Source organism: Acinetobacter sp. P1332 (genome assembly GCF_044057475.1).
In the GTDB taxonomy this organism is placed as follows: domain Bacteria; phylum Pseudomonadota; class Gammaproteobacteria; order Pseudomonadales; family Moraxellaceae; genus Acinetobacter; species Acinetobacter johnsonii.
The window spans coordinates 110211-134246 of the sequence record NZ_CP171158.1 but is presented as its reverse complement, the minus strand read 5'-3'; the positions used below and the strand labels follow the sequence as shown (position 1 = coordinate 134246).

21 protein-coding genes and 1 pseudogene are annotated in these 24036 nt (G+C 35.4%); 4 read left to right on the top strand and 18 right to left on the bottom strand.

What is annotated here, in order from left to right; all coding sequences use genetic code 11:
• Positions 1-88: 88 nt before the first annotated feature.
• Entirely contained in the window at positions 89-415 is a 327-nt protein-coding gene (locus tag ACFN7Z_RS18125; RefSeq protein WP_005028412.1) for a hypothetical protein, read from the bottom strand.
• 145 nt (positions 416-560) lie between these two features.
• Between ACFN7Z_RS18125 and ACFN7Z_RS18120 the strand changes: the two are divergent.
• Positions 561-1483, top strand: a pseudogene (locus ACFN7Z_RS18120) (IS5 family transposase).
• 145 nt (positions 1484-1628) lie between these two features.
• Here the strand turns inward: ACFN7Z_RS18120 and ACFN7Z_RS18115 are convergent.
• The 8 genes from ACFN7Z_RS18115 to ACFN7Z_RS18080 form a co-directional block, all read right to left on the bottom strand.
• Positions 1629-3005, bottom strand: a complete 1377-nt coding sequence (locus ACFN7Z_RS18115; RefSeq protein WP_395442708.1) for a hypothetical protein — start codon at positions 3003-3005, stop codon at positions 1629-1631.
• A 3-nt stretch (positions 3006-3008) separates the two neighbouring features.
• Positions 3009-8234, bottom strand: coding sequence for an AAA domain-containing protein (locus tag ACFN7Z_RS18110; protein ID WP_005005740.1), 5226 nt, complete (start codon positions 8232-8234; stop codon positions 3009-3011).
• 894 nt (positions 8235-9128) lie between these two features.
• Entirely contained in the window at positions 9129-9935 is an 807-nt protein-coding gene (locus tag ACFN7Z_RS18105; RefSeq protein WP_010591556.1) for a hypothetical protein, read from the bottom strand.
• Positions 9936-10163: 228 nt separating this feature from the next.
• Positions 10164-11804 carry an LPD1 domain-containing protein gene (locus ACFN7Z_RS18100; RefSeq protein WP_046127682.1) on the bottom strand — a complete coding sequence of 547 codons (1641 nt, stop codon included), beginning with the start codon at positions 11802-11804 and terminating at the stop codon, positions 10164-10166.
• A gap of 18 nt (positions 11805-11822) precedes the next feature.
• A complete protein-coding gene (locus tag ACFN7Z_RS18095; protein WP_042892771.1) occupies positions 11823-12206 on the bottom strand; it encodes a hypothetical protein in 384 nt (127 codons plus the stop codon).
• A gap of 6 nt (positions 12207-12212) precedes the next feature.
• On the bottom strand, positions 12213-12980 hold the full coding sequence (locus tag ACFN7Z_RS18090; RefSeq protein ID WP_043041614.1) for a hypothetical protein: 768 nt from the start codon (positions 12978-12980) through the stop codon (positions 12213-12215).
• A gap of 1 nt (position 12981) precedes the next feature.
• Complete coding sequence (locus ACFN7Z_RS18085) at positions 12982-14304, bottom strand: hypothetical protein (protein WP_043041615.1); 1323 nt, start codon at positions 14302-14304, stop codon at positions 12982-12984.
• Positions 14305-14394: 90 nt separating this feature from the next.
• Entirely contained in the window at positions 14395-14940 is a 546-nt protein-coding gene (locus ACFN7Z_RS18080; protein ID WP_223213854.1) for a hypothetical protein, read from the bottom strand.
• A 48-nt stretch (positions 14941-14988) separates the two neighbouring features.
• On the opposite strand from ACFN7Z_RS18080, the gene ACFN7Z_RS18075 reads away from it, so the two are divergent.
• Positions 14989-15342 (top strand): hypothetical protein, encoded by a 354-nt coding sequence (locus ACFN7Z_RS18075; RefSeq protein ID WP_044432035.1) that lies wholly within the window; start codon positions 14989-14991, stop codon positions 15340-15342.
• Between the two features lie 99 nt (positions 15343-15441).
• Here the strand turns inward: ACFN7Z_RS18075 and ACFN7Z_RS18070 are convergent, their stop codons facing one another.
• A complete protein-coding gene (locus ACFN7Z_RS18070; protein ID WP_044432037.1) occupies positions 15442-16188 on the bottom strand; it encodes a hypothetical protein in 747 nt (248 codons plus the stop codon).
• 60 nt (positions 16189-16248) lie between these two features.
• Between ACFN7Z_RS18070 and ACFN7Z_RS18065 the strand changes: the two genes are divergently transcribed.
• Positions 16249-16611, top strand: a complete 363-nt coding sequence (locus ACFN7Z_RS18065; RefSeq protein ID WP_046127683.1) for a hypothetical protein — start codon at positions 16249-16251, stop codon at positions 16609-16611.
• A 149-nt stretch (positions 16612-16760) separates the two neighbouring features.
• Here the strand turns inward: ACFN7Z_RS18065 and ACFN7Z_RS18060 are convergent, their stop codons facing one another.
• The 5 genes from ACFN7Z_RS18060 to ACFN7Z_RS18040 are packed head-to-tail and all read right to left on the bottom strand — an operon-like array spanning position 16761 to position 19877.
• Positions 16761-17654, bottom strand: a complete 894-nt coding sequence (locus ACFN7Z_RS18060) for a hypothetical protein (RefSeq protein WP_044432041.1) — start codon at positions 17652-17654, stop codon at positions 16761-16763.
• Positions 17655-17669: 15 nt separating this feature from the next.
• Positions 17670-18449, bottom strand: coding sequence for a M48 family metallopeptidase (locus tag ACFN7Z_RS18055; protein ID WP_044432043.1), 780 nt, complete (start codon positions 18447-18449; stop codon positions 17670-17672).
• Positions 18442-18930, bottom strand: coding sequence for a hypothetical protein (locus ACFN7Z_RS18050; protein WP_044432045.1), 489 nt, complete (start codon positions 18928-18930; stop codon positions 18442-18444). Before ACFN7Z_RS18050 ends, ACFN7Z_RS18055 begins: the two co-directional genes overlap by 8 nt.
• Positions 18931-18939: 9 nt before the next feature.
• The gene (locus ACFN7Z_RS18045) at positions 18940-19449 is read right to left on the bottom strand and encodes a hypothetical protein (RefSeq protein WP_046127684.1); all 510 of its coding nucleotides are present in this window, start codon (positions 19447-19449) and stop codon (positions 18940-18942) included.
• A gap of 5 nt (positions 19450-19454) precedes the next feature.
• Complete coding sequence (locus tag ACFN7Z_RS18040) at positions 19455-19877, bottom strand: hypothetical protein (RefSeq protein ID WP_046127685.1); 423 nt, start codon at positions 19875-19877, stop codon at positions 19455-19457.
• 164 nt (positions 19878-20041) lie between these two features.
• Between ACFN7Z_RS18040 and ACFN7Z_RS18035 the strand changes: the two genes are divergently transcribed.
• Complete coding sequence (locus tag ACFN7Z_RS18035; protein ID WP_096911489.1) at positions 20042-20695, top strand: hypothetical protein; 654 nt, start codon at positions 20042-20044, stop codon at positions 20693-20695.
• 64 nt (positions 20696-20759) lie between these two features.
• Here the strand turns inward: ACFN7Z_RS18035 and ACFN7Z_RS18030 are convergent, their stop codons facing one another.
• From ACFN7Z_RS18030 to ACFN7Z_RS18020, 3 genes are all read right to left on the bottom strand, one after another.
• Positions 20760-21272, bottom strand: a complete 513-nt coding sequence (locus ACFN7Z_RS18030; protein ID WP_046127689.1) for a hypothetical protein — start codon at positions 21270-21272, stop codon at positions 20760-20762.
• A gap of 7 nt (positions 21273-21279) precedes the next feature.
• Complete coding sequence (locus ACFN7Z_RS18025; RefSeq protein WP_044432052.1) at positions 21280-22410, bottom strand: hypothetical protein; 1131 nt, start codon at positions 22408-22410, stop codon at positions 21280-21282.
• Between the two features lie 679 nt (positions 22411-23089).
• Positions 23090-23935: a hypothetical protein gene (locus tag ACFN7Z_RS18020; protein WP_228199070.1), complete on the bottom strand. Its 846-nt coding sequence runs from the start codon at positions 23933-23935 to the stop codon at positions 23090-23092.
• Positions 23936-24036 lie beyond the last annotated feature (101 nt).

Below are 24036 nucleotides of genomic sequence, written 5' to 3'. Positions count from 1 at the left end.
AGTTTAGCTCTAATGGGGCTTTGTTGCATAAATATCTAAGACTATGATTTTGTTTAATTTATTTTTGGATTAAAATTTAAACAAATCCTTAAAAATCAGTATCTTGAAGAATGTTTATACAACAAAGCCGTTTTAAACTAAAAAATGTTTGTAATACTATTTTATTTAAATCACTCTGCGATCTAGGTATTAAATTTAAGACTTTCCATGGTTTTAAATAATCTTGCAGATTTTTTTGTGGTTCGAGAATATTTAAATCTTTATTAATATCAAAATTTGAGGGAATTCCATTTGTATTTTTTGCTAATAATTCCTTAACTAAATTTGTTGGAATAGCTCCATTTAAATGAACGTGTAAATCACCCTTAGGAAGATTCACTATCATATCTTCATTAATTTTTTGTAGTGCAGACATAAGTGTAGAAATTAATATAGCTGATTGAATTTTATCATAAAATCTATTTCCAAGTTATTTATTTTTAAATTTTTCTATTTCAATTCTGAATGGCTTTGTTGCACAAACCTATCTGTAAAGGGTTTTTCAGCGATATAATTTTCAAATGAAGAAGCCTACACACAAAATCTACCGCACAACCAATTGGCCCGCATATAACCGAGCACTCATGAGTCGAGGAAATATTGCCATTTGGTTTGATCCTGCTACGCAATGATATGCTCCATCAAAAGGCAAACAAGGGCGAAATCAAATCTACTCCGACGCAGCCATCCAATGCTGCTTAATGATTAAATCCTTATTCCGTCTGTCTTTACGTATGGTCACTGGCTTTGTGCAAAGTCTGATTAAACTTTGCGGATTAAATTGGATAGCTCCAGATTACACCACGCTTTGTAGAAGACAAAAGCATATTGATATTGTAATCAGTTACCAAAAAAGTAGCGATGGGCTGCATCTACTCATGGACTCTACAGGCATGAAGTTTCTAGGTGAGGGCGAATGGAAACGCAAGAAACATGGACCTGAATATCGTCGCCAATGGCGTAAACTTCATATTGGTATAGATGCTAAAACCCTACAAATACGAGCAGTTCAGCTTACAACCAATAATGTCAGTGATTCACAGGTGCTTGGTGATTTACTTAATCAGATTCCACAAGATGAGCGGATTGACTCTGTTTATACCGATGGGGCTTATGACACCAAGCAATGCCGTCAGGTCATTGCAGATCGGCAAGCGCATGCGGTGATTCCACCTAGAAAAAATGGAAAGATACAAAGAGTAGCTCGCTAGAGCGAAATGAATTACTTCGAACAATTAAACGTTTAGGCAGGACACTATGGAAAAAATGGTCAGGCTATCATCGGCGAAGTTTGGTTGAAACTAAGATGCATTGCATCAAATTATTAGGAGATAAACTCAGTGCAAGGAGTTTTGATAGCCAAGTGAATGAGATCCATGCACGTGTAGCAGTCCTTAACAGATTTACGGAATTAGGTCGACCACTTACCCAAGTTACGCCTTAAATTTGGCTCAATTAGGGGCGCTTTGCATTTCAAATCTTTGTGCAACAAAGCCACTTCAAAGTAGAAATGTCTGGTCTGGATTGTTGCCACTCTAATTTGAGTTTAAAAAAGCTAGCAAATCTGCTAGCTTTTTAAGATGATTATTCTATTTTTTAGAATTTAATAAACCAAAGAAGTTCTCTCCATCGTTCTCTAAGTCTTCAAAATACTTATAAAACGATTGGGCAATAGCCTTATTTTTGACAATAATACCCACAGGCACTGTTGTTAAAATATTTGTGGATGAATCACTAACGTGAATAATCAAAACACAAAAAGAGTCTTTCATAACCAAAAGCTCAAAATTACCGTCAAAAACTACACTACTTTCCTTAAACGTTAGAAAGTGCTTGGCTCCTGCCTCAGCTGTGATTAGTTTTTTATAACTTGCGATTGATTGTTTATCATTTCTGTATGCCACTGGTAAGAAGCATTTAAAGTTTTTGGTAATTGTGGTTGTCGATAAACGATCAATAAAATCACTAAATCTATCTGACTTACCCCAAAATTCATCTGATGGAGCTAACCAATACAGCTGTTTATCATCATTATTCTGGTCTTGATATTGTTTGATTGTTTTGAAAAACAGGTCTGAATTTTCCTTAGAATATATTGGCCCGATAAAGTATTCATTGGATTTGTGTTCTAGCTTAAATAAGCGATCTAAATTAAGCTTATTCTCGCTAAAAATAGATTCAACTGAAAAAGTATCCTCCATATCTAATTCATGGAGTACCTTTAGAATATCCTCAATATTTTGTGGCTTCTTAGCTGATCTAAGAGCAGCGTAAAGAGAATCTTCGATTTTGTTAAGATTTTCCATGTGATTAAAATCACTAATCTCTGTAGGTGTATAATTCTCATCAAGCGTCAATGGTAATGTAAAACGACGAGAATGGTCTCGCAATTTTTCCACTTGGCTCATTTTATACAGTTGCAGCTTCTTTTCATCCACTGATGGATTCAACTTAACTAATCCTTGGCTGAAATAAAATCGAAAATTTTTCTGAAACTCCTTACTAACCAAAGACTCACCATTTGAAAGGTATTGGTTAGAAGCATCTAATTTAATTGAATTTGCCCCATTGTCAGATGCGTTGGGATTAACTGGCTCAGGATTCAAGCCAATCATCTCAAAACTCATCTTTTGAATATTGTCCTCAATCTTATTTACATAAGGAATTGCACAAACATCCGAGAATGCTTTCTCAAGTCGCTGAGTCAGAGCAAATCGATCATCTTCAAGATGTTTTATCTGCATTTGTTTTAATAATTTAGTTAATAGCACATCTGTTTCATGATTAGATAACCCTAAGAACCGCGCTATTTTTTCAGCAGAAAGTGGTGCAATTACCAATAGGCGCAATACCATAGAATCAATAAAATCTAAGGTATCTGTTGTGGTATAGCTAAATGCCACATTGAATAGTTGTGATGGCAATGTAACATCTACGTCATGATAGCTTCTTAGTGAATTTTCCATGAGTTATACCCCTGCCTTTCTATATTTTTTTGATCTATTTTTATTAATGTGCGGATTGTTTTGTACTATTTTGACAATGGCGCGTTTTGAAATATATCGATATTCTAAAGTCTGATTTTCACGGCACTTGATGTAATTTAATACGCGTCCTAAAGGTAAGTTACTGTTGACTCCTTGCCACATTTCTGACGCACCAAAGATTACAAGACGATCCATTGCGCGAGATAAAGCCACGTTCACACGATTTGGTGACTTCAAAAATGCAGGAAACTTAGTTGGATCATTTCGCGTAACTGAGAGAATGATGATCTTATTCTGTTTACCTTGATAACTATCCACCGTATCAATACGCACAATTGATCTCAATGCATCTGACACTTCACACAAAGAGAAGGCTTTTCTTAACCGGTTTTTTTGCTCAGCATAGGTACAAATTACACCAATAGCAGGCTCTTTAAGGGAATCAGGCTCTGGCACTAATTTATTTAACAAGAGTTTGTCTTGGTCAATCCGCTGAAGAAAATCGATAATTTCATTAATTTCATGTGGGTTATAAATACTACTACCTTTCTCCATTTTGAAATGCTCAGCATTCCCAGTATCCACCCAAGTAACTGTTGAATTCAATTCTATTACGATGTCGGATGCATAGTTATCAGGCACAATCCGCTTTAACTTAATTTCTTTCAGCTCTTCATCACTTAAACCACGAGAATCGACAACTTCAGTTTCAAGTTTTCCTTCATAAAAACAGTCTGAAACTAATTCGCCGATGCTCGGACTCATTCGGTACTGTGACAAGAGTTCTGAACTAGCCTTTAGTCCATAATGTGAATTAAAGATACGGCCAAAGTCGCTTTGTAATTTATCTTCCAAATCATCATCTGATATCTTAAGTTGCTTAGCTAAAGCCTTTATATGATCGCTCGAATATAGTGGAGGAAGTTGGTCTTGATCCCCAACTAATAAAATACGTGCACCTGACTGCATTGCAATTGCCAATTCTGAAGCGATTGAACGTGCTGCTTCATCAATAATCACCCAATCAAATACGTGATTGGCGATTCCAATACTTTGTTGGCCAACACCAACGCATGTGCCACAGACTAATTGCCTTGTTTTGACCAGAAAACTTTCATAATTAGCATTTTGGCTTTCAATTAATGGTTCATAATCTAGGGCAATATTGATCAAGGCTTTCGCTTTAAGTCCTTCCTCATTAGATACCCCGTAGTATTGATTAAGTGCTGCGAACGTAATCATGTCGATCTTATTTAACTGGTTTAATACTGTTATCTCTTTATCATTGATACAGTCTTCCAGTTGATCCCAAAAGTCTTGATTTCCGTCAAACATGCTCTTCAGCTTATGCATTGCTGATTTGAAAGCCTGGGTATACTCTTCTAATGAGAAACTAAACTTTTGATCAAGATCATCTTGGTCGATTGACTGATACGCAGATTTAAGACTATTTAAAATAGTGACTCTGATTTCATAAAGATCGCTCAAGTATTCAGCTTCAAGTGATAAATCTTTTGCAAGCTCAAGCACTCTTTCTTTAATATTAGACTTAAACAGCTCTATCTGGCTCGTAATAATTGAGCCTGTATAGACATCTTTTAATTCAGGAGACACAGCACTCTCTTTATTGCTTATTCGAGCAATACTTAATGGTGTGTCATACTCTGTGCATAGCTGACGTATACGCTCAACACTTGTATTTACAGCTTCGTGCGACTGACTAACAATTAAGATGTTAGATACATTTTGTTTATCATAGAGATAGTGAGCCAGTATAGAGATAAATTCAGTTTTGCCGGTTCCTGGTGGTCCCTTTAATAGTGATACAGGTCCATACTTAAGCACATTACGGAACGCTTTACGTTGTAATGGATTGAGGGCTTTAACCAATTCCCCATTTTTGTATTTGTTATAGTGATCTAGATCTTCATCAGGCACTTCAATCTCATAATCTTTTGCTTCAATCACTAATGATGGTTCAAAGTAATCTACGAGATTTTCAATGACAGCCTTATTACTCAGAATATTTGTCAGAGCATCTGCACGTTTCCGATTAGATGACTTATCTGCCTTGCTTTGTAGAAACAGTGTTGCTTCTTCAGGAACTTCATTTGTTTTTTTACAAAAATCGATCCACAATTCTCCGACTTTTGATTGCGCAATATTCACCGTACCTATGCAGAAAGTGTAATCACCTCCCGCCCCAGTTTCTTTAGTGCACATTACATCGACTTTATCGGTCTTTGAAAATTTAGCTGAAACATCTTCTGCAGAGTCATAGTATGCAATAGCACTCTTTGAATCTTTAAAATGTTTGCTCGAAACTATCTTTAACGGCTCAGACAGAGTGATTGTAGGATGTGCATGACGCTCAGTCGCCATGACTTTTTTCCACAACTCTTTCGTTTCAATATCAATTAAGTGGCTATGTGTAGGCAGATGACTCATTGGCTGTGCCATAAGCTCATCAGTAGCTATAACATCGCCTATCTCTTCTTGTAATGCTTTTTGTTCACGCAGAGCCCGTAATGTTTCCTCTTTCTCTTGAGTCCTTTTGAGCTGTGCTTGCTTAAACTGTTCAATAGCATCCTTAAAGTTTTGATCTTTTGCTAAGAAGTCATTTAACTCTACAATGTTGTCACGCTTACTCATCCCAGATATCGGGTGGACTTCAATGCTAACATCAATAGTCAGATCTGCATCCCTACTAGCCTTCCACCACAGGTCTTGTTTTTTGACAAAATCAAGGAAACTTAATTGATTTTCATGGGGCTTATAAAACCCTTTTAACATGCCATTGATTCCGCTAAGTGTAAATCGAAAATCCCCCTCACTTGCTGCCTCAAGTTGGATATAAACTTTGCCGTTTTCGGGATAAATCGTAAAGGGCGTCTCAACCTTACTTGTATAAATACTAATCTGAGGAGCTTCTTTTACAATAGCACCCTTACATTCAAATGCCTCTATAAAGCGAGAATTATCAATATAGCGTACACTTGGATCTTCCATTCCTTCTATGCTCAAGGCTGTATTTAGCCAGGATAAAGTAGGATCCATTGAAGCCACATCATCCACAGCCAAGTCTATATCGTATAGATCTGCGATTAATTTCAATGCAGTAAAGTTGTCACACTGAATGACTGTTGGATCTTCAATATCAGATGGGAAATAAGCATTAGAAGAATCAGGTTGTGGTACTTCAGGATGGAAGCAATCATTAAAACTAACTTTCAAGTTTGTTTTATCTACTAGAATCTTTTCATCATCCAAGTTTCCATGTTGAAAGCCATGCTCATGAAATTTTTTCAGAGAATGCAATAACTGAAGTGAAAGTTCATTTTTTTCATCCTCAGTTAAGCCCTCAATAACCGTTGACCAAGCTTCACCCTTTACCATTTCAGTTACTAGATACACACATGCTGTGCTAGTTGATAAACCAAAATCAATAATCTTAGGAAGGTATGGCAAATTGAGAGCCTGCGTCATTTTAAGTTCTTCAAAGAATCGCTTAAAACAACTCTTTTGATAAGTTGTCATTGCAGATGCAACTTTACCCATCCATGTTTTGACTAACATGTTGCCTGATGCATAGAGTGTAAAATTTTGGTTAGCATCAATAGGCGCGCCAAATATCGGGTAACTGATATAGGTATTTGTCTGATTTAAATATGGATTCAGTACATCTGCATCAAGTTCATAACTAACTTGTTCAGCAGGTTTTTGAGCTAAGAAATCTTGGAATACTGCACATGCATTATCATATTTCCCTGTCAAAGCTCGTGTTAAAATACGCTCTAACCAGTGGTTCTGATCTCGCTCCTCAAGACTAAATTTTTTCAATGAACGTGGGCTCAGTCGAGCATTCTTCCAAATATGAAGGATTAACTGCCCTAACCAATACACATCCTTTTGTGCAGCTGTCAGCGCAAGATTCGGAAGATGAGCTGTTGTATTCAAAAATGGGAGTTCGTTAGCCAGTTCAGGGTCAATTTTCGAGGGCTGTGTTTGATCATTTGCTGCCGAAAAATTGGATAGCAATATCTCCTTTTTATAAGAGATCCACACACTATGATCACCCACATCACCATGAGTAATTCCCATTTGATGTAGGTGATTAAATTTACCAAGCAAAATCTGGAATAAATCCAATTTCTCAGATTCAGACATTTTCTCAGCATAAGCGCCGATGAATTCGTTGACTCGATAGCTGTTCTCAGGCAACTCATACAACTCATTATATTTTGATGTCATGTCATCAAGACTTGGGTTTGTAATCGGGTGCAAACAACTTTGATAAAGATCAGGCTTTTCTGTTTTAATTTTTTGGAAAACCCGGCGCTCATTGCAGATCAAGTTGAATCGATGTTGAGGCTGACTCATTCTTGAGTTACTCAACTTGAATTCATTAAAATCCCAACAACGCATTAAAGATTTTTCACCAACGATGGTCAATGAATGCGCTTTATACTCGCTATAAATCTTTTTAGGATGCGGTAAGATCAAGTCACCTCGTTCATGATTATTAATAATCAAAGAGCGTGGTTGAATTTGGTCAGGCGCAAAAATTTCATCAATAATGGCGTGATATTCTTTTTTAATATCATATATGCGACCATCACGTTCCAGATGCTTGCGGAACATATTATTAAAATTCTTCTGTTGAGCTAATTGTATAAACTCATCTATCGAAAGAATGTGCTCTAAATCTTCTGGAGGCAGGCGCGAATAATCTGCTTTACCACACATGACAACAAAGTGAGAAACACTTTGGTAATGAAATGTAATGCCCTTAGCTTTCTTTTCTGAAACTTTATCCTTTAGTTTATTAACTATAATTTGCATTTTTTTTACATTTTTAGCTACAGGGCATGAATCTTGCTCTTTATTACCTACGTACCATTTTCCTGCAACTTTTGTAATTTCCTTACCGTTCCAGTCCTTGAATTCAATGACCAAAATGTTTGCATGAGTAATAATTAGGAGATCATATTCAAATTTCTCAGAACTACCTTTCGCTACTGCTTTTTTTCCATTTTTATGCATAAATTCAAAACCAGCATATGCTCGCCAGTTTTTAGTTTTTTCGCCACGATCAAAGACCTTTTTAATCTTATCAATTGCTTTGAGTTCGTGCTCGTATATACCTGTCTCTGGATATGTAACTTTCATATTAAAAGATTCTTTATTTAAAATGTCTTGCTTTTGCACATACAACAAATAAGCGTCAAAAATGATGCTAAATTTTTATTAACATAAAGTAATGCTATATGTACGGTGTCTTTTAGAAAAAATACTTAGCGTAAGAATTTAGTTTTTTCAGGTTGATGGTTAGTTTGGCCAAATAAGCCCTCCGAAGGTTTTTTATATTCAGTTTAGGATTGTATTTAAAATAAAGTCTGCCAAATATTTTGGTGTAAAACCTGAGTCTTCTAGCACGATCATCATTTAGATGATCTAACTCAATCATTCGTTTAAGCAAAACGTATTTCACTTAACGGTTCATAATGTGACTTATATTACATTTAATTTTTGAGTATTCAAAATTATTTTATTGAATTATAAGAAAAAAACTTAAGGAATTCCTTAAAATTTGATGACAATGGTCATATCTCTAATCACTAAAAAGACCAAAAATAGATATCTACCCATATCTCTCGGACAAATTAACTCTATTTTATAAAAGTATCAATAAATTCATTAGGTTCATGAACCAAAAATTTATAATTATTTTTTTATTTATATAAGTTATTGAAAATAATAAATAAAATTATTAAAAGTTTTATTAACTAGACTTCAGGTGAACATAAGTTAAAGTTCGAATTAAAATGAATAGGGTAGTCGCAATTTCCAAAAAATGACAGCTCATGTGTCGTTTAGATACTAACAATTTGTTTATTATAACAAATCTTAAGCATGTTAGCTGTCGTCATTCTTTGATACGGTCTACGTACTACCGTACAATCATCAGCTATATTCATGGTGTTACTTTGCATAATTTACATTTTCTGCATTCAAACCAATCAATCCAAAATTACGTGCACGTTCGAGACACATAAGCTGTCATTGACGACACATGTAATGTCACTGGTTGCGTTCGTGCGTCTATTTCCGTTGAACTATGCTATACCTTGAATAGCCAGCTACTCGGTTCACTGAAATACTGACCGACACGTTAGATTTCAGTTTTAAATCAAAATAGCGATCAATCGTCACAATTAGATGTTTTACATAATCAAAAACTACATATGTTAAATCCTTTAAATCATTGTTCTGGTGTGCAACTTCAATAAATTCTGAAAACAACGCTACACCTGTTTCGTTGGCCAGATTCGCTAACTGATTATCCAATCCGGCAATTGCCGTTAATTCTGATGCAATCACCACTTTATGCATTGCTGTTTCCGCTTCAATGCCTTTGTACTCAATCCCCTTGTATATATAGACATCGTTTTCTCGTTTGCCTTGGTTCCAAGGGTTATCCGTACCATCCAGTCTAGGCATGCTGTACGGTCGTTTTAGTTTTGCTGGAGGTGTTTGTTTAGCGGTGACTTCATAAAGGTTAAATACGCAATCTGTGTAGCGTTTAAGGCTATGGTATGTCAAAGCTTGCTGTTTGGCGGTCAACTCCCGTGGTGATACATGATTCACCAAGGTTTTGAACATTTCTAATGATTCTGGTGTGAACGATCCATCTTTTTTTGCATTGTCCATCAGGTCTTTTTTAGCCCATTTATGCTTTAGTTTTTCCGCTTCAGCATCAGATATTTTCTCTCCCCGATACACGTATCCACGCGCTGCGTTTGAATACTCAAAATCTGCTCGTTTTACTGCCTTGTAGACCATTGTTTTTGTCATTTGTTTTGCACCAGTTTTTCCCATAGTTGTGGCGACCGCTTGAGGGCTTAACACGTACCCATTCTTTTTCGCTTCGGTCGTAACACCAAAACTCGTACCCTAAACAACAACGTTTATTCACGACATAGCGGTAGGTGTTGCAGATCGTAAGCATATTCTCAGTGGCGTTAACTTCCCAAGGTTTAAACGCAATAAGCTCTGTTATTGCTTCCCTGTAAAGTCGTGTTGCTTTGGGATTATTGAATAAGATCCGTTCTTTTTTTGAGGTCTTAGTGATTGCATTCATTTCGTCCACGACCTCACTAATGCTTTTAGCCAATCATCCATCAAATCAACTAAAATTGCCCGTTCTCTGCCTGTTGGATATGCGCTTAACTTCATATTCCAACTATTTGCCGACTCTTCTGTGCCGTGCACCAAAAACCCATTTTGTTGATCATTTTCAGCCAGCTTATCCGTCACCCAACATTCAAACAGTCTGGCAAAGATTTCTGTTGGCTGTGACCAATACATTGACCGTGATTGATCTAGGTGCATGGCGTTATTCATAAAGCCCGTACCGCCTTGTCTTTCTTCGTAATCAAGGTATTTGGTTGACTTAAAAGTAAGATAATTAACCAGCTTGATAAACTTATCTGCAGTCTGGCCATCTTTAAGATGTTTGTATGCTGACTCTTGATGATTCTGTACTGAGTAACGCCCTTTACTGGTGTAAAGAAAGTATTCGCTAAAAAAGTTATTATTGAGTCCGTTTCGTTTTGCCAAAACACAATCAAATCCGTGCGCGAACTCATGGGCTAGTGCTCCAACACCTTGCGTCTTGGTCAAATGAATAAGCATATTACCTGGTTCAAAGTGAGCTGCTGCGCTATCAACGCCTGTGCCACGCGAACCGAATGCTATTCCTAGCTTACCGCCTAAAGATGCGAACGTAACGGGTAGACCTAGAAGTTCGACAAGATCCATTAGTGAGTCATACGTGCAATTCAGAAACCATGCACGTTCCTTTTGATTTACCCAATTACCGAACTCGACTCCAGAAAATTTGAAATAGTCCATAAGCAACTGGCTATCGATGTTTTCACCCTTTCGATGGTCCTTACCCTCGCGTACTTCAACTCTGTCGTAGCGCGGTCTTTTTGGGGGTTTTGCGCGTCCTTTTTTGGGTTCTATGACTCGTTCATCTAAAATTGGCTGAAAAAATGTTTTTACTTTTTCTAGTGCTGCATTGAATGTGTCGTATTCTGTCCAATTATCTAGTGTTTGAAAGCGCTTTGCTGAAATGGATTTAACGGCATACCACTTATATTGACCAGTCTCAGTGTTTAATAACTTTTTGGCACCATAATTATCTGCATCAAGTACACGATCGTCTGGCCATCCTAAAGGGATTAGATTATTTAAGCGTAACTGTGTGTCTGAACTAAATGATAGTGGGTGTTTAACTCTGCGATTGGTATGTCGTCCAGCTGAGTAGCGTTCTAAAATATCTTTTTCACTTCGTCCAGCACCAAACTTAACGGTCATGTACGCATTAAAGTCGTCTGTCAGTTGTTCTAAAAGTTCGTAGTGTGAGCTTTCATATTTGTTTTTTAAGAAGTGTAGTGTAGCAATGTAGGCATCATCCCATTGCTTTTGACCTATGCTAAACCAACCACCCCCTAAAGGCTTGTTGGTTAAGTTTGCATAGACCAAAGAAAATAATAGTGCATGTTTTACAGGTTTGTGGCCAGATTGGGCATCAGCTCTAAAATCAGGCTTTTGCCAATATTCCTTTTTAGTCACTAGGCTGTCAGACTTAATTCCATTCATGTTGCCTGAAAAGTCTGGTGATGGGTTGTCTTTACGTGCACCAGCAAACTTTTTACCTACATCCGTAATAGGACCATCTTTTTTTTCATTACTATTTATTTCTTCAGTCATAGCTAAACCACTTAATTGTTAGTTGCGTATATCGTCCAAGATCTCTGACAGATCAAACAGATTAATATCTTTGAGTTTCGCTTCAGCATTGATGCGCTCAAGTAATTTCATAAAGCCAACAAAAATAATGTGTGGTATTGGTCTATTGTTGATATGCACGGGTGTTGACCAAGTGCGTACACGCGTTTCGCATATTTCAAGCCCTTGTTCTTCAAAAAGCTTGATCAATGTCGGGATGTCTTTGTCTAGTTGAGTAAGGGCTAATAACGACCGAAATACATCATTTAAGCTAATAGAGTGGTGATGATGGTTCGGATTGTGCTGTTTTCTATTGTCGCCCTGTTGTTGATTAAAGTAATGATGGTTTTCGCGGTTTTGAGATGGTCTGTTTAAATATTTCATTTGTTATTAAGCTCCAAAAAGATAGCTGTAAATCAGGTACAAAATAAAAGTTATTGTTAATCCCGACACCAATAGAGAATTGATCGGGTAATTTTCTAAGTTAAAAGGTTTTCTGTGATAGCTCACTCCCCAATCTGAAACAGATCCTCGCTCTACGGCACTGTAAAAGTTAGTTTGTGAGGCGTTTAAACGGTTGTTGTCTACTGATATGAATTCCAGTTTGCACAGCAATTCGTCACTCAGGTAGTTAAAGAAAGTCGTTGGTGCACCATTTGATAGGATGTGTATAAAACCGACCTGTTTTTGGGTATAACCCATTCGCTCATACGCTTTTTGAAATTCGTGCGTTAAAGTCGCACTAAACTTATCCCCCTTATTTTTGCCAATCAGTTCAATTGGTGGCTCAGCTCCAGCCTGAATAAGCTTGGTGAATTTAGGACTACCACAACCCCAATTTTGAGAGATCCAAACACCGCGTTTTGTGTCGTGAATCAAACCATCAACAATGACCACGGCTGCATCACCGATGTCGCCGTTTTCTTTTTCTGTAAATTCGGTGTTATCAACGTCTTTTCTGAATTCTTCAGGCATTGGCCTTAAAACTTCTAAAAGATTGGTACTGTCACTTTGTACATGACCAGTAGCCAAAATCATCGACTCAATTTTTTTTAGGGCATGTTCAGGTACTATCAATACTGAATGTACACGCTGGTCATACGCATCAGATTGAATGTCTTGAGCTTCGGTATTCTTTTCAATAGTGCTTAATTCCATATTATTTCTCTGCCTGAGCTTTCTGGTATTCAACTGCAGTCTTCATTGAATATTCGGTATCATCTTCGTGCTCTGTACCAACCATGCTTTGCTGACCTTGGTATATACCTTTAACAGCATTGACGAATGCGTTATGCGCCGTAGCGTTGTAATACGTTAAGTTTCCAGCACTGGTCGAATCATTGAATGTCAAAGTATTAGGAACATGCCAAACTGCTGAATAAGCCTTGCCATCGATAACAACAATAGGTTCAAACTCGACCGCTTCACGGTGCTTGGTTTCATTCCATGGTGTATAGAAAACAGTATTGTTTTTGAGGTTGTAGACCTTGAATACGATCTGGCCAAGATTCCGCATTTTGGCCTCTTTGTTGTATGCCTCTAAAACCTTGTCTTTTTGGAAGTCTGTAATTTCAAGCTCAGGGTTCTTCGTAATCACCAGTGTTTCATCAGACGTTTTAATCTCAGATGGAACGTAGATTTTTGAACCTTTAGGGAAACGTCCTGATTTCTCCAATGCGGATCTAAACTTGTTATTTGCAGCCAAGAAGTTGCCAAACTCACTACTGAAGTAGCTGTAAAAATTTGATGCACTGGTGAACATGCCAAACTGATTCACCCGAACAATCTGCTCAGATACAGTGGATGCCAAACTTGCATATGGTTTGCCCGACACATCAATTTCGCGCCATTTGTAGTTACGTACACCTACTTCTTTGTCGCATGCATCATTAAACATAGATGTAGAAACAATATCGCCGTCCAAGCGCTTCACATAAGCAACCGGGTAACTGCGGATAGGTGCCATACGAACAGCTTTGTTTGAATTGGTGTAAAAGCCAGATGACGAAATGATATTTTGTTCAGATGATTTAATTTGATAACTTCGTAATGTATTTAGCTGTCGATCAAAGCTATCAATTTCAGATTCATATAAAACATCACCCTCAACAGATGTTGCGATTGAATAAGGGGCATACATCACATCGCCCTGAACTTTATCCATGATCTGCTCAGCTTCAATACGATATAACGGCTGTGAGAACATGCCATTTGATGCCAAAGCTGGTAGATCTCCCCCTACACCAAAATTACACGCTACTTTGTGGTTGGTGGTAGAAAGGCTTGATTGAGGTAATTTGTAGTTAGATGGATTGTAAGTGGTAACACGTTCATCATATTTGCGAACTTGTTCCTCAACTTTCTTTTCAATGGGATCTATTTGTTCTTCTTGAGATGCAGTATCAGTATTTGAAGGCTCTAACTTATCACAACCAAATAGTAAAACTGACAATATCGCTATGGTAAGGGTTTTCTTATTCACTACTTAATGACCTAACTTAAAACTACTAATACCCCACATTATAATTAAAAATAAGTATTAATGAAGTGGTATTTAATAGTTTAAGGACTTTTAAGCGAAAAACCCAATATCATTAATTAGTTTTAACGAACATTCTTTTAATGCAACTTCATAACCGCCGTTAATATTAAATGTAAAAGCAAATGGTAGCATTTTATCAATCGCAAATATCTTCTCTAATAAGTCGTTGTTTTCTGCAGATGGCTTATCCTTTAAGGCATATTGCATGGAAAACTTAGCATTTATACCCGTGCTTTTATATACAGCATTTATTTGTTCTTTAAGGCATTTTTCAACTTCTTGCACTGTATTGAAAATAAAATTCTGATTAACAGTGAATTTATCAGTTTTCAAAGATCCAAAGGTCCACGCCAGACTCTCCGAAACCACATACCCTAGAACAGTCTGCAATTCTTCATCTTCAAATTTGTGATAATGAACGTATGATTTAGTTTTACCGTTAAAATATAAAATAGAAATGGAGAACAACACCTCTTTGTGAGCATATTTAAAAGGTACTTCCACAAGACTATAAAAGTTTAATAGCTCAACGTTAGAGGCTTTAGACATATTTTTTAAAAAAAGTTTTAAAGACATTGAAGTGATTATACTAAATATATCAAAGAAATGTTAAAGGGTTTAAAAATGGATACAGTTGTTCTAAAAAATAGTTTAATTGCTAGTTTAGTTTTTGTATGTGTGTTCCTGGTGTTCCAAAACATCGACCATAGAGTTTCTGAACGTATACAGCTTGAGTCAACCAGTGCAGCATTCGAGTCGCTTGATAAAGACTTTTCTGCGATCAATAGAAATGTGGATACTGAATTCAATAAGCTGCCTAAGTACGTGAAGCCCAGCAAAGAACAATCAATCAATGATGCATTGGAATTCATTAAATTCTCGAAACAGACCTTTACTGACACAATGGCCCAAAATAAAGAACTTTTAGCAGAAGTTAAGGGTTTTGAGAAAAAGGCAAATGATGTTTTAGAAAAATAATAGTTATTTTAAAAAGAAAAATGGGAAGCTATAAGCCTCCCATTCTTTTAATGTCGTAAGAAACATTTAAATTTTGTTCTTAAAAGTATTATAGTAAAACTAATAATTTATGCAAATACTTTTAACAGAAATAGCTAAAAGGTCTTTAACACTTAACGAATCCGAATAACTTAGACAATGTGAATAAATTGTTAAAGTAGTCGAGTGTATATGTAAAACATTGGTATACCCATTAGAGATATGCGAATTATTATATATGTAAAACCTAACATACTTTTTAGTCGTATCTTGCGTAAAACTTACCAGATAATCTTTTGTGTTTTCATTTATGTTATCTTCGTATTGCTCTGTTATGCTCAGGATCTCTTTGCTGTTCAGCCAATAACTGCCTGTTTTATCTTGTTTAATCTGTTCCAAAATCAAATTATTTAATGACTGGTACTCTTTCGTTATTGCTTTGGCATATCGTTTTGATGACTGATGTTCTTTCCAGTCAATTTTTGCTTTCTTAAACAATTTGAAGGCTGTAACCGCACACAATATAGCTGAGATGGTACATAATATTATTCTACTACTATCACCTATAATGCCAATAATTCCTAAATGCACATCTTTTGAAAATAAACCGTTCAAAGATAGGTATACGCCAAAGATACAAAAACTTAACGCAAAAACCACAACTAAGATTAAAGTTGCTCTAATTAAAAGCTCATTAAAAGTAATTTTTCTTAAGCTTTTGGTATAAAGCTTAATCTTATCTTTTTCAGATTTTAACATTTTAGCCAAGAACTTATGTTCTCTTTTTCCTCTGCTAAAAGGTGGTGTTACAGCATCTTTAAAAGTCATGTATAATCTAAAGTATTTTAACGTTCCATTAAATATACACTACACCTGAGCCTATTTAAAATGAAACATTATAGAATTATCGCTATTTTAATACCTTTAATATTTTCAGGTTGTGCAGCAAGCCACTCAGACAAAGAGCTTGTTGACTCTTATTACAATGACCAACAAAAAACAATAGAAAGCGATGTAGATCAACTCGTTAACTCCTACTCCGCTAAAGTCGTTACTCAGTACTACCCTGAACCATACTTCAATCCAACCAAGCCAATACCGCATTATTACGCTTTAAAGCTTGATGAAATTGGTATCCCTTACCCAAAAGAGCTTGTATACGACAATGCCGACTATAATTTTTATAAAGAGCAAGCTAAGTTTAATGCAAACAATAATGACGTAATTGAAACAGATCACCACGATCACTAAAACTTTTTTATTGTAGGTGTATTAAACTATTGATAATTTAAGGTCATGAACTTTCGTAAGGGAATGGCTTTTTGTTTTCATTATTGACCTCTAAGGTGTAGGCAAGAAACAGAACTTTTGTTGAGGGGCGTTTCTTGCCGAAACCTTTCTTAATCCCTTAGATGATAAGCACCTGGATTCGTTTTCAATTCTTTATCTAACATTATTAGCTTATTTAACATATCTTGGTTTGTCGTCTTGGGAATGATCCAACCGCCAAAACTAATATTGTTTAATTTGATGTTAGGTAGTGGATCTTGTCTATTTTGTTCCAGTAACCAAAGATAGTTTTCACTACAAACAAATAAGACTTTTAATTCCTGATCAATGCGCCGTAAATCACAATATCTGAATAGGTTTACGTTACCTGGTGCTTCAGCATTGATAATTGGTTTTTTTCTTGTTTTTTCACCATGTAACTTAAAGTATTTAACACAACTTTCAATGTCACTTTTTAAATTGATTGGTGCAGTTTCTATTGGTGCTTCTGATAATTGTTCTTCAGCATATTCAAAATAGATCCAACATACCTCTTGGTCTTTTAGCTTTTCAAAAAGCCAATCTGGAACGTCATGCAATTTTTGTTTTAGTACAAATGGTTTTCCTACATTCGTAATCTTGACGCTTCTTTTCTTGTACGTGTCCAGCTCCCCGATCTGCTTCACGCCACTTTTATATAAATAACGGTTTTTGAGAACAACATTACTCTTTTTTACCTCTTTTTCAGGTTTAGGATCAGTACTGGATTTTTCAGGCTCAACATTCAAACAAAAGTAATCTATTCCTTTGGTGAACAATTGAAACTTCCCCTCCTTTTCAATTAAGGCAAAATTCCCTCTGATTTCAGCACCTACTATATCTTTAGATATTAGAAATCGATCATCAACGGTTTGTTCATTTAAGAGCAGTAAAGCCGATTTAAAATCTACTTTGTGTTCTGGTATTACAACATAACCGTGGTCAAACAACTTTTTGCTCACTCGGATAACTGTGTAAATATCCATAACCAGCTCCTTTTATTATTTCCTGTAATTTTGGTTGATGTAGTCTTGGATCTCTACAATTCGTTTTTCTGAAGTAGGATGCGTTGATAAGAAATCAATTTTAGTGCCCTGTTTTTCTTGGGCTACTACTTTATTCCAAAAGCTGATTGCGCCCTGTGGGTTGTAACCAGCACGAACCATAATATCAACACCTAGAAGATCCGCTTCACTTTCAAGTTTGCGCGAACCAGGTAAGTTAACCCCATAATCGCCTAGTAAGCTTGTGCCAGATACAACCATGTCACCTAGACCAGCCGAACTAGCTGCAAGCACACCTAAACCAGTTAAAAGCTTTTTACTTACCTTTTCACGCCCATGATCACGTAAAGCATGTGCAATTTCGTGGCCGATCAGTGCAGCCAATTCATCATCAGTTGCATTAATTTTTGTGATAGAACCAGTCAACACACCGATCTTGCCTCCAGATAGACAAAACGCGTTGATTTCATTATCTCGGATTGTATTAACTTCCCAATTCCAATTTGCTGCGTCAGCTCGATAATGTGGAACTTGTGCGATAAGACGTTTTGCTACTCTATTTACTTGAGCGTTATTCACAATCAATCCACGCTGTTTAGCAGTCGTGATGATGTTGTTGTAAGACTGAGTACTTTGCTGAAGATATTCTTTTTCAGAATACAACATGATTTGTTTGCGTTTAGAACCCATTCCATCAATAGTACTAGATACGCAACCAGTTAAAAGAGATCCGGCAACAGCCAAAACACACAAAGATTTCATCTTAAAATCAAACATTTTGTTTTCCTTTATTTTTAAAAACATTTAACAAGTTAAAACTGCGCTTATTAAGCTTGTTTTTATCTTCCAAATCAGTAATGCATTTAAACTCTTTTAAGATGTTTTTGTAATGCTCTTTTTGTTCATTTTCTGACTTATTAAAACCTTTCAAAGCTAACTGTTCAATAGTTTTAGGGCTGAATAATTTCAGAAGAACTATATTTAATATTAAAGTACCAGCCAGTAAGCCCAACGCATAAAGCTGAACAACTGAAGTACTGTATTTAGGTTCCATCGGACCAAGTGAACCAAAGCATATAAAGCTAAATACAGATAAAGTAACTGCAGCTATAAAACTAGATACCGTAACTTTAATCTTGAACTTATATCGTGCAATTAAAGCGACCATTAAAAAACCAAAAAGTATGGTACCAATTGCCGTAGCCATTATGACTAAAAAGAGTCCAGGGTTTGTGTTTGATGGATCTAACATTTCCATAGAATATCCTTAAATAAAACCCTTGCTTTCTAATAGGGTGAAACGATCTTTAAACAGTACAAAGAATGTTTTTTTAACGCTTTCGTACTGGTGTTTGATAATGTCTAAAGCACTATCATATGCACCTAGTTTCACGTAATTAACAAAATTGGCATGATCAAAACCTTTAAGTTTGTGACGTTTAATAAAGTCCTTAAAGTCTTGCTCTTTTTCTTTAAATTGATTCTCAAATTCAAAGAAAAGTTTGCCTAATTTCATGCTGTATAGTTTTAAATTGACAATAAATTCGACTAAAGGTGTTTCATTTCCTCTAATCGTAACCAGCATGTCTTTATCTTTTGTGATTTCGAGCGATGGTAAAAAATTAGAAAAATTAACCAGTAGATCACTTAATAAAACTTGTTTATTAAAGTATGTGACCAAAACAGGTGCGCTATCTGGCACATACGCTTTGATACGTTCAAATTTACTTAAAGCTTCTGGAGAAGCATGACCACTAAGGGCTAATTTCACTAACATATAATTCACTCGACATCTAATTCATTTTTTAAAACCAATTTGTATTTTGGATGAACCCCAAGTCTAAGTTGAAGTAATGTCCACGCTTGCTTTGTTATTAACTTTTCGCCACTTTCAAACTTTGACCACTGTATATTGTTGTACAAGCCTATGTGACTAGACATTTTGGTTTTACTTAAACCACTCCAGACTCTTAGTTGTTTTCCTAAGACTGGTATTGGCACCAGCATTAAACCATTGTCCTCTTGTTCCTTTAAAATCTTTAAAGCTGCCTTTTTACCTACTAATTGACCGCCATCTTCACATATATAAGTAATACGAGCTGTATATTGTTCAGAGTTTAAGCATTCTTCTAACAATGCTAGAACTTCATCCTGAGGATTCGTTAAACCCTCTCCAATCGTATCGCCTGTATCAGTTTTAATCACGCGTTATACCTTTTAAGATAGATATTCTTATAGTATATACGAAAAACATTTAAAAGATTTTTTTAAAAAAACAAAATGTTCATTTTTTGTATTTTAGCTAAAACCGCTTATAATATGATTATTGGTATTAACCAAAGTTTAAAACATATTGAAAGGTGTTTAAAATGACTAACTCTAAAACTATCGCTAAAACCAAAGAGAACCGCTTAAACAAAAATGGCAGTTTAAGCAAAACGGACCAACGCAAGCTTAAACCTATTTCTTTTTGCTTATTAGATACAGAACAAGTGACAATGCTGGAGAAAATTGAAAAGTTTCAATATGGCAATTTCTTTAAAAACATTATTGCTTCTATGACTGATGAAGAAGTTGAACAGATCGCGAATAGCAACAAGAAAAGCGATCCAATCATTCCTCAAAAATTACTAGATCTAAACATCACAAAAGGTTTCTTATCTTGTCGTTCAATTGCAAAGGTGCTTTTTAAACACAATAAAGTTGAATCTATGCTGCATGAGCTACGTAACTTTATCTCTGACGAATTCATTTTAAAGTTAGCTGAAGACCGCAACTTAACACTATCTATAAGCGACTCAGAAGTCGATTCTAATACTTCTTCAGGTATGTTTGATGATCGCTATGCGATGGCTGATACTGGCTATAAGAGCCGTACAACACCTGTTTTCAATCAGCAAAATATTGAATCTATAAAATCCATTGTTCGTGAACATGAGAAGCTTCCAAAACATGTCGAATTAGACAATGATTTCATTGAACAGTTTATGAATGACAATCCTGAAGTATTCGCAAAATTATAAAAACACAAACAAAAAAACCATCTGATTTTTAGATGGTTTTTTTATGTCTTAATTATTTCTAGAATCAGCTATAAAGCTTCGCTGGCTCGTCTGCAACTGGTATCACTGGCTGTACTTCTTGCATAAGAATTTTAGTCACTTCATCCAGTGGTGCAATATTGGAAGGTAAAAACTCTATTGCTTCAGGAAATTGTGATTTAAGGTAAGCATCTATGGCTTTGTGAATAGCTCGGTACCATTCTCGCGATTCGCTCTCTAAATTAAACATGCTTGAAATTGAAGCTTCTAGATCCGCAATATATTTACTTGGTAGTAAAGCTTTACGCTCCATATAAGCTTGATGTGCCATAGCAAGCCAGATAAAGCGATTTAATTCCTTACTACTTCCCTCTACTCTATTACCTTTAAAGTTCAACGTTCTAAATTTGCAAATGTGAAAATGTTGCTCACTAAAATATTTAAAGAAATCTTCATACTCAATTACAGAAATGGATTTTTGTAGCACCAATGGTATATCTAATGCGAGATCCACTTCGACTTTACGTGTACCAATGCCATTTTTAATAACAAATTTCATATTCACCTCAAAATAAATTAAATTGTTTAAAGGTGTCTTTATCATTAAAAGTAACCAGGTGATGCGATTCAATTAACGATTTAAGGTCCTTAGCCTGAGCAACTGGCTGTATTTCAATGCTGGCGATTTGTGCAGCTTCATGAATCAACCCTATGATTTGAGCACGGCTTTCTAAATATGCAGATAGATCGCGAGTTTCTTTGAATGAAGAAATGACAAAGTTAATATTCTTTTCTAAATTCTCACTCAAACTGCTTAGTGTTTGGTTAATTGGTGCATACTTTTCTATATGCTCTAAGACTGTTGCATGATCTAGAAAAAAACTAACTTCCAGCAATAATGAATTGTAAAAATCAATAAAGTTCGTTTCTTTTTCAAAGATGAAAATTTCTTGGCCATCTTCGTCATTAGGTATCTCAATTGAACCTTTTGAGATCTCAAAACTTTCATCCCCCAACAATGTATGCAGAATTCGGCCTAAGTGTTCTGCATGTGGTTTGCTGTTAGTAAAGTTGATTTTCAAGTTTTCATTTGAATCAGCAATACGGACTAAAATATAGTTTGTTGTGTGAAATAATTCATCTGCATTGTCAGTAAAATTCAACATTGAAATCTGATTATCTGTTCCAGCATCAGAATCAAGTTGCTTATCCAAAAATTCATGGTTATCAATAAAAAGCTTAGCTACACCGTTTGTAATAATGCTTTCGTATTCACCAAAGTTTTGTGCAAGGTATTCGCTCATTAAATTTGGCAAAACTTCTAATAAACTTTTTTTAAGATCCGATAATTCAATAGCAGAATTGAATAACGAATCTGGCACAAGGTTCTCTACCTCTTCATCAAGCGCTTCATCGTTTGGTGACAACCCTTTTTGCTGTGCAATTGCATTACGGAAGGAAGCCATAATTGAGATTGTCAAAATTGAAAGTGTTACCGTTTTAACCCATTCACTTTTCACATCGTTAGGCACGTAAAAAGCGCAATTACTAACCCACTGGTGTTTATGATTAAGAATCCGCTTTAAAGGGGTTTTAGTGGCTGGAAAAATTTCAAAGACAGTATTTAAGATTGGGTTTTTACCCAATTTGATACTTTTATTATTACCGTAAAAATAGATGCTGCGAATATCAGACATAATATACTTTCTTAAACTTAACATTGGTTACATATTATCACTGATTTAGTTTTAAAAAATATTTTTTAAAACTATTAATTTTATTTTTTGTGTTTTAATTCTGCCCTTGAGACTGCTTTTAAAACCAAATAAAATAGGTAACTTTTGCTTAGGCTACGGTGGGAACTTGGTATTACAGTGTTATTTGGTAGCTAAAAAAAATATTAATAAACTATTGATAGTAAAAGAGATAAGGAATAGATAGATTTCTTTGCGTGTAGGGATGTACTTTTCATCAAACATTTTGTTTATCGCATACAGAACTGAAGAAAAACATAAAATGAATATGATGATTTGCAATATATATGATGGAGTATTGAGGGTTTCTGGTAGATATTTAATCTTGTATATCGTTGTATTTAAAAACATTTCAAACACAAAGAATACAACTACAAAGATGTAGCAAATATTGAAAATGGCAACTAAGTTGTATGCCGATTTGAGTACCAGGCCTGTCATCGATTGTTCACTTGAATCAATCTCACCCGTTTTTGGAATTTTAAAAAGCACAATGCATTCCAGTTTTAAGAGTGTATCTATTATACTTTTAGAATACCTTTTATCAACTATAAAACTTTGTTATTAAAATAAAAAAATGGCCATTTAAGACCATTTTAAAACACCCTACCCCCTTTTAAGACTAGCCGTTGTGCTTATCTTTAGAATCACGGTAAGTAGAGATATGGTAGAAGAAAAAGCACGATAAAAGTGAGAAAAGCACCAACCCGAACGTGTTCCAAAATCTGCTATTTGATAGTTCAGAAATACGTTTATTGATTTCTGAGATAACACATGGATTCGCTTTTGCAACTTCAACATTTACATTGCAGACTTCAGCATATTGGAATAGGAATGTTTTATGGCCAATGTCATACATTTCTTGGATCTGGTTAATATTGGTCGTATTCAGAAAAACCATAGCAAGAGAGATCAGTGCTACAAATACAGAGATAACAAGAAAGCACTTCACAATGATTTCACGAGCCACATCATCAACACCACTTAAATATCTTTCGAGCAATATATTTAGCTTAGTTCGACCATCAAGGATAATGTTATAGTCATGTTTTACTTCATTATTTCCTGTATTGTTTTGATTTGTTGGTTCAACAGGAATGTCAGACAATTCGGCTGGTAAAGTGACTGCAACTACATCTTTTTGTTCTTCAGGTGCTAAACTTTTATTGCTGCTGTTTGATACAAAATCTTTTAATAAGGGTACTGGCTCACTTTTAAGGTGTTCTGTTTTTACATCCTCGTGAGCTGACTCATTTGCATCGAACAAGATCTTGTCTGTTCTTTCTGGATGCTTGAGATGTATATATTGATAAATAAAATAATTGATCTTTTGCTGTAAGACCGGGCTTTTATCAACTTCACTTTCCACATCTGCACCAAAAGTCTCAGTTATAGATGATTTTAATTCTTGTACTTCGGATTGATTGAGCAATTGATATAGTTCATATATTGTTTTAGAACTGATCATGATAAAACCCACATTAATATGCATTAAACTGTTAGTAGTATATAGAATGTGGTTTTAAAATAAATAGGTATGTTTTAAGAATAAAAAAAACCGCCTTTTAA

Coding starts and splice junctions, on each gene's coding strand:
- ACFN7Z_RS18055 (WP_044432043.1), bottom strand. CDS start 18,449: ATGTTTGATTTTAAGATGAAATCTTTGTGTGTTTTGGCTGTTGCCGGA.
- ACFN7Z_RS18125 (WP_005028412.1), bottom strand. CDS start 415: ATGTCTGCACTACAAAAAATTAATGAAGATATGATAGTGAATCTTCCT.
- ACFN7Z_RS18020 (WP_228199070.1), bottom strand. CDS start 23,935: ATGATCAGTTCTAAAACAATATATGAACTATATCAATTGCTCAATCAA.
- ACFN7Z_RS18100 (WP_046127682.1), bottom strand. CDS start 11,804: ATGACTGAAGAAATAAATAGTAATGAAAAAAAAGATGGTCCTATTACG.
- ACFN7Z_RS18030 (WP_046127689.1), bottom strand. CDS start 21,272: ATGAAATTTGTTATTAAAAATGGCATTGGTACACGTAAAGTCGAAGTG.
- ACFN7Z_RS18065 (WP_046127683.1), top strand. CDS start 16,249: ATGAAACATTATAGAATTATCGCTATTTTAATACCTTTAATATTTTCA.
- ACFN7Z_RS18045 (WP_046127684.1), bottom strand. CDS start 19,449: ATGTTAGTGAAATTAGCCCTTAGTGGTCATGCTTCTCCAGAAGCTTTA.
- ACFN7Z_RS18070 (WP_044432037.1), bottom strand. CDS start 16,188: ATGACTTTTAAAGATGCTGTAACACCACCTTTTAGCAGAGGAAAAAGA.
- ACFN7Z_RS18080 (WP_223213854.1), bottom strand. CDS start 14,940: ATGTCTTTAAAACTTTTTTTAAAAAATATGTCTAAAGCCTCTAACGTT.
- ACFN7Z_RS18060 (WP_044432041.1), bottom strand. CDS start 17,654: ATGGATATTTACACAGTTATCCGAGTGAGCAAAAAGTTGTTTGACCAC.
- ACFN7Z_RS18090 (WP_043041614.1), bottom strand. CDS start 12,980: ATGGAATTAAGCACTATTGAAAAGAATACCGAAGCTCAAGACATTCAA.
- ACFN7Z_RS18050 (WP_044432045.1), bottom strand. CDS start 18,930: ATGGAAATGTTAGATCCATCAAACACAAACCCTGGACTCTTTTTAGTC.
- ACFN7Z_RS18115 (WP_395442708.1), bottom strand. CDS start 3,005: ATGGAAAATTCACTAAGAAGCTATCATGACGTAGATGTTACATTGCCA.
- ACFN7Z_RS18075 (WP_044432035.1), top strand. CDS start 14,989: ATGGATACAGTTGTTCTAAAAAATAGTTTAATTGCTAGTTTAGTTTTT.
- ACFN7Z_RS18025 (WP_044432052.1), bottom strand. CDS start 22,410: ATGTCTGATATTCGCAGCATCTATTTTTACGGTAATAATAAAAGTATC.
- ACFN7Z_RS18035 (WP_096911489.1), top strand. CDS start 20,042: ATGACTAACTCTAAAACTATCGCTAAAACCAAAGAGAACCGCTTAAAC.
- ACFN7Z_RS18095 (WP_042892771.1), bottom strand. CDS start 12,206: ATGAAATATTTAAACAGACCATCTCAAAACCGCGAAAACCATCATTAC.